Origin of the sequence: Microbacterium sp. RURRCA19A, assembly GCF_900156455.1 — a bacterium.
Taxonomy (GTDB): domain Bacteria; phylum Actinomycetota; class Actinomycetes; order Actinomycetales; family Microbacteriaceae; genus Microbacterium.
In genome coordinates this window covers 102,351-116,605 of record NZ_FTNQ01000002.1, presented here as the reverse complement: position 1 = coordinate 116,605, position 14,255 = coordinate 102,351, and the positions used below count along the sequence as shown (strand labels likewise).

The following is a 14,255-nucleotide window of genomic DNA, read 5'->3' as shown; positions in this document are numbered from 1 at the left end:
TCGGTCGTCGCGGGCCGGGCGCCTCGTGCGCCCGGCCCGCACCCCGGAAGGAGACTCATGACCACGACACTGCAGCCGCCCGCGGCCCCCGCGGCATCCGGCCCCGACGATTCCCCCGCCCGCACCCCCCGACGCGTCGGGTTCGGCTCGAAGCTCAGCGCCTGGGATCTGAAGCTTTCCCCGTACCTCTACATCTCCCCGTTCTTCGTCCTCTTCCTCATCACGGGGCTCTTCCCGATCCTCTACACCGGCGTGATCTCGTTCATGGACTGGGATCAGATCCGTGGCTCGGGCACCTTCGTCGGCTTCGACCAGTACGCGTACGTGCTCTCGCAGCCCGCCTTCTGGGACGCCCTGCGCAACACCTTCAGCATTTTCGTGCTCTCGACGGTGCCGCAGCTGCTCCTCGCGATCTTCATCGCGGCGATGCTCGATCAGAACATCCGGGCGAAGACTCTCTGGCGCATGGGTGTGCTCGTGCCCTACGTCATGGCCCCTGTCGCCGTCGCGCTCATCTTCAGCAACATGTTCGGCGACCAGTACGGGGTCGTGAACACGCTGCTCGGCCGCATCGGTCTGCCCGGAGTGGGCTGGCACTCCGACGCCTTCGCCAGCCACATCGCCATCGCCACGATGGTCAACTTCCGCTGGACCGGCTACAACACCCTCATCCTGCTCGCGGCCATGCAGGCCGTGCCGCGCGAATACTACGAAGCGGCGACCGTCGACGGTGCGGGCAAGGTCCGTCAGTTCTTCTCGATCACGCTGCCGAGCCTCAAGCCGACCCTCATCTTCGTGATCATCACGTCGACCATCGGAGGCCTGCAGATCTTCGATGAGCCGCGCATGTTCGACCAGGGCGGCACCGGTGGCTCGAACAACCAGTGGCTGACCATCTCGCTCTACCTCTACAACCTCGGCTGGGGCGAGTGGAACTTCGGTCGCGCGGCCGCGCTCGCGTGGATCCTCTTCCTCATCATCCTCGTCATCGGGGCGGTCAACCTGTTCATCAGTCGCTCGCTCGTCCGCGACGAGGGCACCCGCGACGGCCTGAGCCGCGCTCAGCGCCGCGCCGCCGCGCGCGCCGCGCGGCAGCGGGTCGTCACCGAATCCACCGGAAAGGGCGCACGTCCATGAGCGTCATCGACACCTCTCCCCTCACCGGAGCGGCGGATGCGAAGCCCGCACGCCGACGGCCCCGCGCCGTTCGGGGGTCGCGACCCGGCTGGTTCGTCTACGCCAGCCTCGGTGTCGTGCTCCTCGCCGCGATCGTCCCGTACTACTGGGCGCTGCTGATCGGCTCGGGCGACTCGTCCACGATCCGCAACACCGACCTGTCGTGGATCCCGGGCGGGAACTTCTTCGCCAACGCCGCCGCCGTCCTGAACAACCCCGCCGTCAACTTCTGGACGGGCCTGTGGAACTCCATCCTCAGCTCGACTCTGATCGCGGCATCCGTCGTCTTCTTCTCCACCCTCGCGGGCTGGGCATTCGCGAAGCTGCGCTTCCGCGGCGGTCCCTGGCTGCTGCTGTTCGTCGTGGCGACGATGGCCGTGCCGACGCAGCTGGGCGTCGTGCCGCTGTACATCCTGTTCAGCGAGCTCGGCTGGACCGGGCAGATCGGCGCCATCATCGTCCCGGCGCTGACGAGTGCGTTCGGTGTCTTCTGGATGACGCAGTACCTGCGTCAGGCGGTGCCGGACGAGCTGATCGAGGCCGCGCGCGTCGACGGTGCCAGCTCGTTCCGCACGTTCCTCACGGTGGGCGTCCCCGCGGCACGGCCTGCCGCGGCGATGCTCGGCCTCTTCACCTTCGTGACCGCGTGGAACAACTTCTTCTGGCCGTTCATCGTGCTCGACCGCCAGAACCCGACGCTGCCGGTGGCGCTGTCGCTGCTGCAGTCCAACTATTTCGTCGACTACTCCATCGTGCTCGCGGGCGTGCTGCTGTCGACGATTCCGCTGCTGCTGCTGTTCGTCTTCGCGGGCAAGCAGCTGGTCAGTGGCATCATGCAAGGGGCGGTCAAGGGATGACGCTTGCGCCCACGGAAGGAACCCGATCCATGTCCCACACCCGAGCCTTTCCCGAGGGCTTCCTCTTCGGTGCGGCGACCGCCGCCTATCAGATCGAGGGGGCGGCGTTCGAGGACGGCCGGAAGGCGTCGATCTGGGACACCTTCAGCCGCGTGCCGGATGCCGTGATCAACGCCGACAACGGCGATGTCGCGTGCGACCACTACCACCGGTACGCCGACGACGTGCAGGTGATGAAGAGCCTCGGTCTGCAGACCTACCGCTTCTCCACGTCGTGGTCGCGCGTGCGTCCCGACGGCGGCCCGCTCAATCCGAGAGGCGTCGACTTCTATAAGCGCCTCGTCGACGAACTCCTGGATGCCGGCATCCTCCCGTGGCTGACCCTGTACCACTGGGATCTTCCCCAGGCCCTGCAGGACCGCGGTGGCTGGACCGTCCGCGAGACGAGCGACCTCTTCACCGAGTACGCGCTCGACATGCATGATGCGCTCGGCGACCGCGTGAACGTGTGGACGACGCTGAACGAGCCGTGGTGTTCGTCGTTCCTCAGCTACACGGCCGGGGCCCACGCCCCCGGCCACTACTCGCAGGCCGAGGGCATGCTCGCCGCGCACCACCTGCTCCTGGGACACGGCCAGACCGTGCGCGAGCTGCGCGCCCGCGATGCCTCGCTCAACCTCGGCCTTACGCTGAACCTGACGGTGGCGGATGCCGTCGACCCCACGAACCCGGCCGACCTCGACGCCGCGCGGCGCATCGACGGCCAGTTCAACCGGTGGTTCCTCGACCCGGTGTTCCGCGGCAGCTACCCGGCCGACATCATCCAGGACTTCCGGAACGCGGATGCCGAGGCGGTCCTCCGCTGGCAGGATGCCGTGCAGCCGGGCGACCTCGAGGTCATCGCGACCCCGATCGACACTCTCGGCGTGAACTACTACCACGGCGAGTTCATCGGGGGCACGCCGCCGCTGGTGAACCCGCCCGGGGGCGACGCCCCCACCGTGCGCCCGATCGCGTCGCCGTTCCCCGCGCACGAGAACCTGTACTGGCACGAGCGCGGCCTGCCGCGGACAACGATGGGCTGGGAGGTGCAGCCCGAGGCGCTCACCGATCTGCTCGAGCGCGTGAGCACCGAGTACTCCGCCGAACCCGGCGTCGCGCTGTACATCACCGAGAACGGCGCCGCCTACGACGACGTCCCGGTGGTCGAGGACGGCGAGACGCGTGTCCACGACATCGAGCGGGTGGAGTTCGTGGAGGGGCATCTCGCCGCCGTCCTGGACGCCGTCGACCGAGGCATCGACGTCCGCGGCTACTTCTACTGGTCGCTGCTCGACAACTTCGAGTGGGCCTGGGGCTACGAGAAGCGCTTCGGCATCGTCCACGTCGACTACGCGACGCAAGAACGTTCCGTGAAGGACTCGGGCCTGGCGTACGCGCGGGTGATCGCGGAGCGGGCTCTGGTGGCGCCGGCGGCCGCGGCCGACGCGCTGCCTGCCGCCTGAGGTTCTTCACCTGTCATCGTCGACCCGCTCGGCGCGTCATTCTGTCGCGGCGAGCGGGTTCCGAGAGGGTCCGGAGGAGTACGCTCGCAACGTCGCCGGGACTGATCCGGCGCGTCGTCGCGTCGCAGATTCCGGGAGGAGACCGATGTCACTGACCCCGGTGCGCGGTGCCGCCACCATCGAAGAAGTCGCCGCCCGGGCGGGGGTCTCCCGCTCCACCGTGTCCCGCGTCGTCAACGGCTCGACCTCCGTCTCGCCCTCGGCGCTCGAAGCGGTCCGCCGCGCGATCGAAGAGCTGCAGTACGTCCCCAACCGCGCTGCCCGCTCGCTCGCCAGCCGTCAGACGCGCGCGATCGCCCTCGTCATCCCCGAAGACACCGATCGGTTCTTCGGCGACCCGTTCTTCGGTTCGATCGTCGCCGGGATCTCGCAGGTCATCGGCGAGTCCGACTACGTGATGAACATGCTCATCGCCACCGACGACGCCAGCGCCAAAGCGCTCGGCTACCTCCGCGGGGGCAGCGTCGACGGTGCCATCGTCGCTTCGCACCACACCAGCGACACGTTCGTGGACCGCCTGGCCGACACCGTGCCCGTGGTCTTCGGCGGACGCCCCGCACGCGTGCGCCCCGCCGACCACTACGTCGACGTCGACAACGTGCAGGGCGCGCGGGATGCCACCCGCTACCTGCTCGAACGGGGCCACCGCCGCATCGCGACGGTCGCCGGTCCCGCCGACATGCCCGCGGGCATCGACCGGCTGCAGGGCTTCCGTGACGTGCTCGCCGAAGCGGACCTCGCGCCCGCAGCCGTCGAGGACGGCGAGTTCACCGAGGCCGGGGGTGCCGCCGCGATGCGGAGGATCCTGGCATCCGGGGATCTTCCCGAGGCGCTGTTCGTCGCGAGCGACCTCATGGCCCGGGGCGCCTACACCGCCCTGCGCGAGCAGGGGCACGAGCCGGGGCGCGACATCGCGATCATCGGGTTCGACGACTCGGCCGTCGCGACCTCGCTCGTTCCGGCGCTGACCACCGTGCGGCAGCCCTCGCGCGACCAGGGGCGCCAGATGGCGACGATGCTGCTCGACGTGCTCGCGGGTCGGGCGACGGCGAACACCGCGATCCTGCCCACGGAGATCATCGAGCGCGCTTCCGCCTGACCCCGTCGATCCGATCAGGACCGACCGGGCGAACGTCGCCGCCAGCCGATACTGTGAGCGCTATCGAGCGCGCGGGCACCCGAACCCGCGCCGGTGTCGAGAGGATCGACGATGCGTCGATGGAGAAGCGTTGCCGTCGCGGCCGCCCTGGTGGCCATCGCAGGCCTGGCCGGCTGCGTACCCGAACAGGCGACCCCCGTCGCGTCGGAATCCGCGACGCCCACGGTCACCGTCGAGACACCGACGCCGACGCCGACCCCCACCCCGTCCGAGACCCCGGCGAGCGCCGCCGCCAACATCCCGGCGTCGTGCGACGAGCTCGGCACCGCGAGCAGCCGGGCCGAGACCGTCGGCGGGCTCACGGCGCAGCACGCCGACGGATTCGTCCGGCCCTCGCCTCCGAACGCCACCACGAAGCTGTCGTGCAACTGGATCCAAGAGGAAGCGGCAGCGGTCCTCATCATCGTCAGCACCGCCACCGACGTTGACGTCTCGACGGGCCTCCAGCAGCTGGCGTCCGAGGGGTACCAGTGCCAGGCGGCGCAGGACTTCGGCGCGCAGTACTGCATGCGCCCCGGCGACGCGGCGACCAGCGAAGACGTCATCGTCGCGCGCGACGACGTCTGGATCTACCTCGAGACCGTGAACGTCAACGCGCGGGCCTGGTTGTCTGACATCGCCGCGCAGATCTACGGCTGACGCTCACCGGCTCACCGGCTCACCGGCTCAGCGGCTCAGCGGCTCAGCGGTCGCGGGGGAGCGGCTGCTGGTACACGTCGGGGACGTCGTCGCCGTCGGCATCCACTTCTTCCTCCGCCGCGAGCTGCTTGTAGCGACGGTTGCGGACGAGCAGGACGCTGGCCGCCAGCACGGATGCCAGCAGCGACGCGACCATGATCGCGATCTTCGCGTCGTCGGTGTGCTCCGAACCCGCGGGGAAGCTGAGTTCCGCGATGAGCAGCGACACCGTGAAGCCGATGCCCGCGAGGAGGCCGACGCCCGCGAGGTCGATCCACTTCAGCGCCGGGTCGAGACGTACCTTCGTCACGAGCGTGAGGATGCGGACCCCGAGCAGGATACCCAGCGGCTTGCCCAGCACGAGACCCGCGACGACGCCGATCGTGACGGGGTCCATGATGGCGCGGGCCAGGCCCTCGCCGCCGCCCACGGCGACTCCCGCGGCGAAGAACGCGAAGATCGGCACCGCGATACCGGCCGAGAGCGGACGGAACCGGTGTTCGAACTGCTCGGCGAGGTCCATGCCCCGGATCTCGGGCTTGCGCTTCGACGGAGCGACCGGGATCGTGAAGGCCAGGGCGACACCCGCGATCGTGGCGTGGACGCCCGAGGCGTGCAGGAACGCCCACGCCGCGAAGCCGATCGGCAGCAGCACCACCCACGCGGCCCACGCGTGCCGTGCGAACCACGCACGACCGAGGTGCGCGATGGTGCCGTAGACCACGACGAGGACCGCGAAGACCGCCAGCGGGACCAGTGAGATGTCACTGGTGTAGAACAGCGCGATGATCGCGATCGCGATGAGGTCGTCGACCACCGCGAGTGTCAGAAGGAAGATGCGCAGCGGCCCCGGCAGGTGGGAGCCCACGAGCGCGAGAACCGCGACGGCGAACGCGATGTCGGTGGCGGCGGGGATCGCCCAGCCGGCCAGCAGGCTCGGCTGCGAAGACGTCACCAGCACGTAGATCAGCGCGGGCATCGCGACGCCGGCGGCGGCAGCCGTGATCGGCACGATCGCCGTGCTGAAGCGCCGGAGGCTCCCCACGACGATCTCGCGCTTGAGCTCGAGGCCCACCATGAAGAAGAAGATCGCGAGCAGCCCATCGGCGGCCCACGCGCCGACGCTCAGCTCCAGGTGCCACGGCTCGTACCCGAAGCGGAAGTCGCGCAGCGCGAAGTACGCGTCCGAGGCGGGGGAGTTGGCCCAGATGATCGCGGCGATCGCGGCGACGACGAGCAGCATGCCGCCGACCGACTCGCGTCGCAGCACGGTGGTGACGCGGTGGACTTCGCGGTAGCCCGGCCAGCTCGGCGCGCGCAGGGAAGTTTCGTTCATGGCATCCATTTCGGGGTCGTCGACACAGTCGTCGACCAGACTTCCCGACACGCCGGCTCCAGTTTACCCGTGCGGCGCGAACGCCCGGCGCCGGGGGTGTGCGGCGCCAGATCACGTGAAGTGGCCGAGCGCACCCGAGGTGGTCGACCACGACGGGTACGTTCGGCCAGATCACGTGAAATGGCGGGACAGGGATGCCGCGGTGCGAGGTCGCGGCGCGGCGGTGGCACGACGACGGGCGCGGATGCCACCCGCCCCGCGCGTCAGGACGGGTCACCGCCCAGCGGACCCACCGCGGGGATCGGACCGCCGTCGTCGGCGCCGGTCTTGCGGGCGCGGGCGATCGCGTTGCCGAGGTGGTAGATCACGAGCGCGGCGACCGCGCCGAGCACGATCGCGCCGAGCTGGAAGTCGCCCCACTGCATCGTGAACCCGGCGATCGCGAGCACCAGTGCGACCGCACCCGTGTACTGGTTCACGGGGCGCGAGAAGTCGACGCGGTTGTCGACCCAGATCTTGATGCCGATGATCCCGATGAGGCCGTACAGCGCGGTGGTGACACCGCCGAGAACGCCCGCGGGGATCGTGTTGAACACCGCCCCGACCTTCGGCGACAGGCTCAGCACGATCGCGGCGAGGCCGGCGACCCAGTACACCGCCGTCGAGTACACGCGGGTCGCCGCCATGACGCCGATGTTCTCGCCGTACGTCGTCGTGCCCGAGCCGCCGAACGTTCCCGCGAGCGTCGTGGCGACGCCGTCCGCGATGAGCGCGCGTCCGGTGGAGCGGTTGGCCGTGGCATCCGTCATCGCCGCCACGCCCCGCACGTGCCCGACGTTCTCGGCCACGAGCACCAGCACGACGGGGAGGAACATCGCGATCACCGACCAGGTCTGCGGTGTTGTGAAATCGGCGAGGTGGAACTCCGGCAGGCCGATCCACGGCGCGGCCTCGACGGGCGCGAAGTCGATGAGCGTCTCGCCCGACGCGGCCTGGATCAGGACCGTCGCGACGTAGCCGACGATGACGCCGAGGAAGATCGAGATGCGCCCGAGGAATCCGCGGAACAGCACGCTGAACAGGATCACCGCGACGAGCGTGATCGTGCCGGGGAGCGGCTGCTTCTGGAAGTTCGACCAGGCGACGGGCGCGAGGTTGAAGCCGATCAGGGCGACGATGGCGCCGGCGACCACCGGCGGCATGACCTTGTCGACCCAGCCGAGACCGACGAACTGCACGACCACGCCGATGAGCGCGAGCAGGATGCCGACGGCGACGATACCGGCGAGGGCGGAACCGGTGCCGCCGATCGCGGTCGCCGCGGTGACGGGCGCGATGAACGCGAACGACGACCCGAGGTAGCTGGGGAGCCGGTTACGGGTGACGAGGAGGAACAGCAGCGTCCCGACGCCCGAGAACAGCAGCGTCGTCGACACCGGGAACCCGGTGAGCACCGGCACCAGGAACGTCGCGCCGAACATCGCGATGACGTGCTGCAGCCCGATCGCGATCGTCGCGCCCCAGTTGAGCCGTTCACCGGGGGCGACGACCGCGCCCGGCGCGACCGTGCGCCCGTTCCCGTGCAGCTTCCAGCGGAACATGTGGTCTCCTCGGGGGTGGGGGGTGGATGCCGAGATCACGTGATCTGGTCGACACCACTGGCTATGGCGTCGCGCGGCGTGTGATCTCGTCCAGATCACGTGATCTGGGTGCCGGTGGCGGTGGCGGTGGCGGTGGCGGTGGCGGGACGACCGCGCCGGCCCGGCGTCAGGACGTCAGGCGCGACAGCAGTTCGGCGTAGCGGGCGCGGGTGCGCGTCACGATGTCGTCGGGGAGCGCGGGCGGCTCGCCCTGCTTGTCCCAGTGCGCGGCGAGCCAGTCGCGCACGATCTGCTTGTCGAAGCTTGCCATGCGCTCGGCGGGGGTCGAGCCGGTGCGCCAGGCCTCGGCATCCCAGTACCGCGACGAGTCCGACGTCAGCACCTCGTCGGCCAGAGTGAGAACGCCCTCGGCGTCGTAGCCGAACTCGAACTTCGTGTCGGCGAGGATCAGTCCGTGCCGCTCGGCGACCGCGGCGGCGCGGCGGTAGATCTCCAGCGACAGGTCGCGGAGCGCAGCCGCGGTCTCTTCGCCGACGAGTTCGACGGAGCGCTCGTACGTGATGTTCTCGTCGTGCTCGCCCATCGGCGCCTTGTACGCCGGGGTGTAGAGCGGCTCGGGAAGACGGTCGCCGTCCGTGAGGCCGTCGGGGAGCGGGATGCCGCACACCGTGCGCGACGCCTGGTACTCGGCCCAGCCCGACCCGGTCAGGTAGCCGCGGACCACGCACTCGATCGGCTGCATGTCGAGCGACCGGACGAGCATGGCGCGTCCGCGGACGGCATCCGGGATCAGCTCGACGCTGTCGTCGCCCCGGAGCACGTGGTCGGCGGCGAGGTGATTCGGGATGCCACGCCCCCCGTCGGAGCCGGCGAGAAGGTCGAACCACCACAGGCTCAGCGTCGTCAGCAGCACACCCTTGTCGGGGATGCCGGGGCTGAGCACGTGATCGAAGGCGCTGACCCGGTCGCTCGCCACCACGAGGAGATGTGCGGGGGATGCCCCCTCGACGGTGTCGGTGGGGACGTACAGGTCGCGGACCTTGCCCGAATAGACGTGGCGCCAGCCGTCGAGAGCGAGGGGGGAAGCGGGGATCACCCGCTCATTATCGCGGGTCGGCCCGCCTCGCGACGGCCGCGTGACCAGAGATTTTGCCATATGGCGGGCCGGAACGCCTGCCCCCCTGCGTTGCCGGGACACCTCGCTACGGTCGAGGGATGACCGAGGCGACCCCCGACACCGCGGCATCCACGGATCCCTCCGACGGAAGCTCCCGCCACACTCTGCGCGCGTGGGTCTTCTGGCCCGCCGCCGCCATCGCGCTGGCGTTCATCTCGTTCGCGCTGATCTTCCCGGCCGCGGCCGAAGCGGCGTTCGGCACCCTGCAGACCGCGATCGTCTCGGCATTCAACTGGTACTACGTGCTGATCGCGGCGTTCTTCGTCGTCTTCGCCCTGACGATGGGCTTCAGCCGGTTCGGCCGTATCAAGCTCGGGCGCGACGACGACGAACCGGAGTTCTCGACGCTGTCGTGGTTCTCGCTGCTCTTCGCCGCGGGCATGGGCATCGGGTTGGTGTTCTACGGCGTGAGCGAACCCCTCAGCCACTTCACCTCCCCGCGTCCGGGGGTGGAGGGCACGCCCACGCAGCTCGCGCAGCAGGCGATGTCGCAGACGTTCCTGCACTGGGGCGTGCACGCCTGGTCGATCTACGTCGTGATCGGCCTCGCGCTCGCCTACGCCTTCCATCGTCGTCAGCGTCCGCGCACGATCCGGTGGGCGCTCGAACCGATCCTCGGCGCCCGGCTCGTGCAGGGCGGATGGGGCAACGCGGTCGACGTCGCGGCGCTCGTCGGCACTCTGTTCGGTGTGGCGACGTCGCTCGGTCTCGGCGTGATCCAGATCAGCGCCGGTCTGGAGTTCCTCGACGTGGCATCCCCGTCGATCATCAGCCAGGCGATCCTCATCGGCGTCATCACGGCTTTCGTCCTGTTCTCGGTGCTCTCGGGCGTCGGCCGCGGGATGAAGTGGCTGTCGAACATCAACCTGGTCCTCGCGGGCGTGCTGATGCTGTACCTGCTCTTCGCCGGTCCGACGGAGTTCCTGCTGCGCGACGCCGTGCAGTCCATCGGCAACTACATCCAGAACTTCGTGGGCCTGTCGTTCACCACGAGCGCCTACGCGGGCGACGCGGGAGTCGCATGGCAGGGCGCGTGGACCGCCTTCTACTGGGGCTGGTGGATCTCGTGGGCGCCGTTCGTCGGCATCTTCATCGCCCGCATCTCGCGCGGACGGACCGTGCGCGAGTTCGTCACCGGCGTGATCCTGGTGCCCACACTCGTCGGCATCCTGTGGTTCACCGTCCTCGGGGGCTCGGCGATCTACGCGGAACTCACCGATTCGGCGTCCTTCGTCGGGCCGGACGGCACGGTCGACGTGTCGACGGCGCTGTTCCAGATGCTCGAGACCGTGCCGGGGTCGGTGTTCCTCGTCGTAGGGTTCCTGCTTCTGATCGGCATCTTCTTCATCACGTCCGCCGACTCCGGCGCTCTCGTCATGAGCATGATCGCCACGGGTGGCGAGGAAGAGCCCCCGCGGTGGACCCGCGTGTTCTTCACCCTCGCGACCTCGGTGATCGCTTTCGCGCTGCTCATCGCGGGCGGACTCACCGCCCTGCAGGCGGCGGCCATCAGTATCGCGCTGCCGTTCAGTCTCGTGCTGCTCGCGATCTGCTGGGCGACGGTCGTCGCCTTCCGGCGCGAACTGCGGGCGCGGGATCGCGCCGAGCGGGCACGGTTGCGCGACCAGATCGGCGAGCACTACGGCCTCGAGGTCGAGGAAGAGAATCGTCGCGGCATCTTCGGCCTCCCCGCCCGTTGGCGACGGCACCGCCCGGCGGACACCGACGCCCCGGTCGGCTGACGCGCCGGTGGGCTGACGCCCCGGTTCCTGGCATCCCGTGTCCCAGGCCCCGCTCCGGTTCGAGTGTCCAAGACACGCGGATACCGGGCGAACGCATCCGCGTGTCCTGGACACCGAACGTTCACTCACTTCGCGCGCCTACTCGTGCCGCTCGTGCGATATAGTCCACGTGGACTAGTCGACACGGACCATGGAGGGTGGATGCCGGACATCACGCGACTCACCCCGCTCGCGGTCATGCTGCTCGCGACCCTGCGCGAGGGCGACATGCACCCGTACGAGCTGCTGCGTCTGCTGCGCGAGCGCAAGGACGACCGTCTCGTGCCGTTGCAGAAGGGCACGATCTACCACACCGTCGCGCGCCTCGAACGGGATGGTCTGCTCGCCGAGGTGGGCGTCGACCGCGACGGGAACCGCCCCGAACGCACCACCTACACGCTGCTCGAGGCGGGACGCCTCGCGGTCGAGGAGTGGGTGCGGGCCGAGTTGCCCCAGATCGAACGCTCGAGCGACTTCCGTGTCGCCCTGTCGGAGGCGCACAACCTCGAGCGCGACGAGGTCATCGCCCTGCTCGATCAGCGTCGCGCCCTGCTCGTCGCCTCCGTCGACGAGCACCACGCCGGCCTCGCGGACTCCGCGGAGCGCGGCACCCCCGAGCAATTCCTCGTCGAGCTGCAGCGGCAGTCCGCTCTGCTCGACGCCGAACTCGCATGGCAGGACGCCCTGCATGCGCGTCTCGCCGATCGCTCCCTCGCCTGGGGCGTCGCCGAGATCCCCGAACACATCACGTCGAAGCACCGCCTCGCGAAAGAAGCCCACGCATGACCGACTCCCGCGCCGCCTCCGCGGCATCCCCCCGAACCGGGGCGCACGGCACTCCCGCGCGCAGCCCGTGGCCCGCCCTCTGGGCGCTGGTCATCGGCTTCTTCATGATCCTCGTCGACACCACGATCGTCTCGGTCGCGAACCCCGCCATCAAAGCGGCCCTCGACCCGAGCACCAACAACCTCGACAACGTCGTATGGGTCACCAGCGCCTACCTGCTCACCTACGCGGTGCCGCTGCTGATCACCGGGCGCCTCGGCGACCGCTTCGGGCCGAAGAACGTCTACCTCACGGGTCTCGCGATCTTCACCCTTGCCTCGCTCGCCTGCGGTCTGGCTCCGACCCTCGAGGTGCTCATCATCGCCCGGGCGGTGCAGGGCCTGGGCGCAGCGCTCATGACCCCGCAGACGATGGCCGTGATCACCCGCACCTTCCCGCCGCAGAACCGCGGCGCGGCGATGGGCCTCTGGGGCGCCACGGCCGGCGTCGCCACCCTCGTCGGCCCGCTCGCCGGCGGACTGCTCGTCGACGGGCTGGGCTGGGAGTGGATCTTCTTCATCAACATCCCGGTCGGCGTGATCGGCTTCATCGCCGCGCTCATCCTCGTGCCGCAGCTGCCGCGCACCGCGCACAAGTTCGACATCCTCGGGGTCGTCCTCAGCGCCGTCGGTCTGTTCCTCATCGTGTTCGGCCTGCAGGAGGGCGAGCACTTCGACTGGGCTGCCTGGATCTGGGTCATGGTCGCCGCCGGCGTCGTCGTCATGGCGCTGTTCGTGTGGACGCAGGCCCGCAGCAAGGGCGAGCCCCTCGTGCCGCTCGACCTGTTCCGCGACCGCAACTTCTCGATCGCGAACATCGCCATCGCCGCCGTCGGCTTCACCGTCACGAGCATGGCGCTGCCGCAGATGTTCTACCTGCAGCTCGCGCGCGGTCTGACCCCCACCGAATCGGCGCTCCTGCTGGTCCCGCTCGCGATCCTGTCGGGCGTGCTCGCCCCGTTCGCCGGCAAGCTGCTCGACCGCACCGACCCGCGTTTCCTTCTCGTCCCGGGTCTGCTGCTGGTCGGCGGATCGCTCGGCATCTACACCGCGCTCATCCTGAACGACGCCCCGATCTGGGCGTTCCTCATCCCCTCGGCCCTCATGGGCATCGGAAACGCCGGTATGTGGGGTCCTCTCGCCACGACCGCGACGCGCAACCTGCCGCCACGGCAGGCGGGTGCCGGTGCGGGCATCTACAACACCACCCGCACCGTCGGGTCGGTGATCGGCTCGGCATCCATCGCGGCTTTCATGCAGGCCCGTCTCGAGGCGAACCTGCCCGGCTCCGCGGATGCCGGTGCGAGCTTCGGTTCCGGGGCGCTGCCGCCGCAGGTCGTCGGCCCGTTCTCGCAGGCGATGGGGCAGTCGCTGCTGCTGCCGATCATCGTCATCGCGGTGGGCCTGGTCGCCGTGCTGTTCATGCAGCGTCCCTCGATGATCCGCCCCCACGGCGCCCCGCGCGACGCGGCGCCCGCCGCGGGTGCGTCCGCGCAGGGTGCCCCGTCCGCGCAGGGTGCCCCGGCCGCGCAGGGTGCCCCGGCCGCGCAGGGTGCCCCGGCCACGCAGGGTGCCCCGGCCGCGGCCGGCGAGTAGCCGCGCGGCGTTCACCCCGGCGATCGCCGAGACTGCACGCGCCTGACATTCCCACTGCGGACTGCAGTGGAGATGTCACGCAGATGCAGTCTCGGCGATCTCGCGAGGGCGCAGCGCGCGCGGCGCGGCGTCAGGGCGTGATCGAGTCGACGAAGCGATGCGCCTCGTCGATGACCGCGGCCCACGTCTCCCCGGCGTCGGGCGAGATCTCGGCCCATTCCCGGAGCGGGCGGCCCCGCATGACCATCGGGGCCCCGACGCCGTCGGCGGTGAGTTCGCCGATGCGCTGCTGGGGAAGCTTCACGACCAGCGCCCCCTCGTGGGCGACGAACGCGAACACCTTGCCGCGGACGCGGACGCCCTCGGTGCCGAACATCCGACCCATGTCGACGTCGGGCAACGCACACAGGCGCTCCGCGATCGGGTCGAAGATCGCGTGCGCCCGCGCCATGGCATCCCGGTCCACCATGCGCACACCGTAGCCCCGAACCGGATGCCACGGCGA

At 69.8% G+C, this 14,255-nt stretch carries 12 protein-coding genes; 8 read left to right on the top strand and 4 right to left on the bottom strand.

What is annotated here, in order from left to right:
• Nucleotides 1-57: 57 nt before the first annotated feature.
• The 5 genes from BW982_RS08515 to BW982_RS08495 all read left to right on the top strand — a co-directional run bounded on the left by BW982_RS08515 (nucleotide 58) and on the right by BW982_RS08495 (nucleotide 5,396).
• Nucleotides 58-1,137 carry a carbohydrate ABC transporter permease gene (locus BW982_RS08515; protein ID WP_076492206.1) on the top strand — a complete coding sequence of 360 codons (1,080 nt, stop codon included), beginning with the start codon at nucleotides 58-60 and terminating at the stop codon, nucleotides 1,135-1,137.
• Complete coding sequence (locus BW982_RS08510) at nucleotides 1,134-2,033, top strand: carbohydrate ABC transporter permease (protein WP_076492204.1); 900 nt, start codon at nucleotides 1,134-1,136, stop codon at nucleotides 2,031-2,033. The genes BW982_RS08515 and BW982_RS08510 overlap by 4 nt, the downstream gene beginning before the upstream one ends.
• A 29-nt stretch (nucleotides 2,034-2,062) precedes the next feature.
• On the top strand, nucleotides 2,063-3,538 hold the full coding sequence (locus BW982_RS08505) for a glycoside hydrolase family 1 protein (RefSeq protein ID WP_076492202.1): 1,476 nt from the start codon (nucleotides 2,063-2,065) through the stop codon (nucleotides 3,536-3,538).
• Nucleotides 3,539-3,683: 145 nt separating this feature from the next.
• Nucleotides 3,684-4,697, top strand: coding sequence for a LacI family DNA-binding transcriptional regulator (locus BW982_RS08500; RefSeq protein WP_076492199.1), 1,014 nt, complete (start codon nucleotides 3,684-3,686; stop codon nucleotides 4,695-4,697).
• 111 nt (nucleotides 4,698-4,808) lie between these two features.
• Nucleotides 4,809-5,396 carry a hypothetical protein gene (locus BW982_RS08495; protein ID WP_076492196.1) on the top strand — a complete coding sequence of 196 codons (588 nt, stop codon included), beginning with the start codon at nucleotides 4,809-4,811 and terminating at the stop codon, nucleotides 5,394-5,396.
• A gap of 43 nt (nucleotides 5,397-5,439) precedes the next feature.
• Here BW982_RS08495 and nhaA read toward each other — a convergent pair whose 3' ends face one another.
• The 3 genes from nhaA to BW982_RS08480 form a co-directional block, all read right to left on the bottom strand.
• Nucleotides 5,440-6,771, bottom strand: coding sequence for a Na+/H+ antiporter NhaA (nhaA, locus tag BW982_RS08490; protein ID WP_076492193.1), 1,332 nt, complete (start codon nucleotides 6,769-6,771; stop codon nucleotides 5,440-5,442).
• Nucleotides 6,772-7,034: 263 nt separating this feature from the next.
• Nucleotides 7,035-8,372 (bottom strand): uracil-xanthine permease family protein, encoded by a 1,338-nt coding sequence (locus tag BW982_RS08485; RefSeq protein WP_076492190.1) that lies wholly within the window; start codon nucleotides 8,370-8,372, stop codon nucleotides 7,035-7,037.
• A gap of 166 nt (nucleotides 8,373-8,538) precedes the next feature.
• On the bottom strand, nucleotides 8,539-9,468 hold the full coding sequence (locus BW982_RS08480) for a phosphoribosylaminoimidazolesuccinocarboxamide synthase (protein WP_254845560.1): 930 nt from the start codon (nucleotides 9,466-9,468) through the stop codon (nucleotides 8,539-8,541).
• Nucleotides 9,469-9,587: 119 nt separating this feature from the next.
• Between BW982_RS08480 and BW982_RS08475 the strand changes: the two genes are divergently transcribed.
• The 3 genes from BW982_RS08475 (at nucleotide 9,588) to BW982_RS08465 (ending at nucleotide 13,750) form a co-directional block, all read left to right on the top strand.
• Nucleotides 9,588-11,291: a BCCT family transporter gene (locus BW982_RS08475; protein WP_076492187.1), complete on the top strand. Its 1,704-nt coding sequence runs from the start codon at nucleotides 9,588-9,590 to the stop codon at nucleotides 11,289-11,291.
• Nucleotides 11,292-11,492: 201 nt separating this feature from the next.
• On the top strand, nucleotides 11,493-12,116 hold the full coding sequence (locus BW982_RS08470; RefSeq protein WP_076492185.1) for a PadR family transcriptional regulator: 624 nt from the start codon (nucleotides 11,493-11,495) through the stop codon (nucleotides 12,114-12,116).
• Nucleotides 12,113-13,750, top strand: coding sequence for a DHA2 family efflux MFS transporter permease subunit (locus BW982_RS08465; protein ID WP_076492182.1), 1,638 nt, complete (start codon nucleotides 12,113-12,115; stop codon nucleotides 13,748-13,750). The genes BW982_RS08470 and BW982_RS08465 overlap by 4 nt, the downstream gene beginning before the upstream one ends.
• A gap of 130 nt (nucleotides 13,751-13,880) precedes the next feature.
• Here BW982_RS08465 and BW982_RS08460 read toward each other — a convergent pair whose 3' ends face one another.
• Nucleotides 13,881-14,219, bottom strand: coding sequence for a TfoX/Sxy family protein (locus BW982_RS08460; RefSeq protein ID WP_076492179.1), 339 nt, complete (start codon nucleotides 14,217-14,219; stop codon nucleotides 13,881-13,883).
• Between the last annotated feature and the right edge of the window lie 36 nt (nucleotides 14,220-14,255).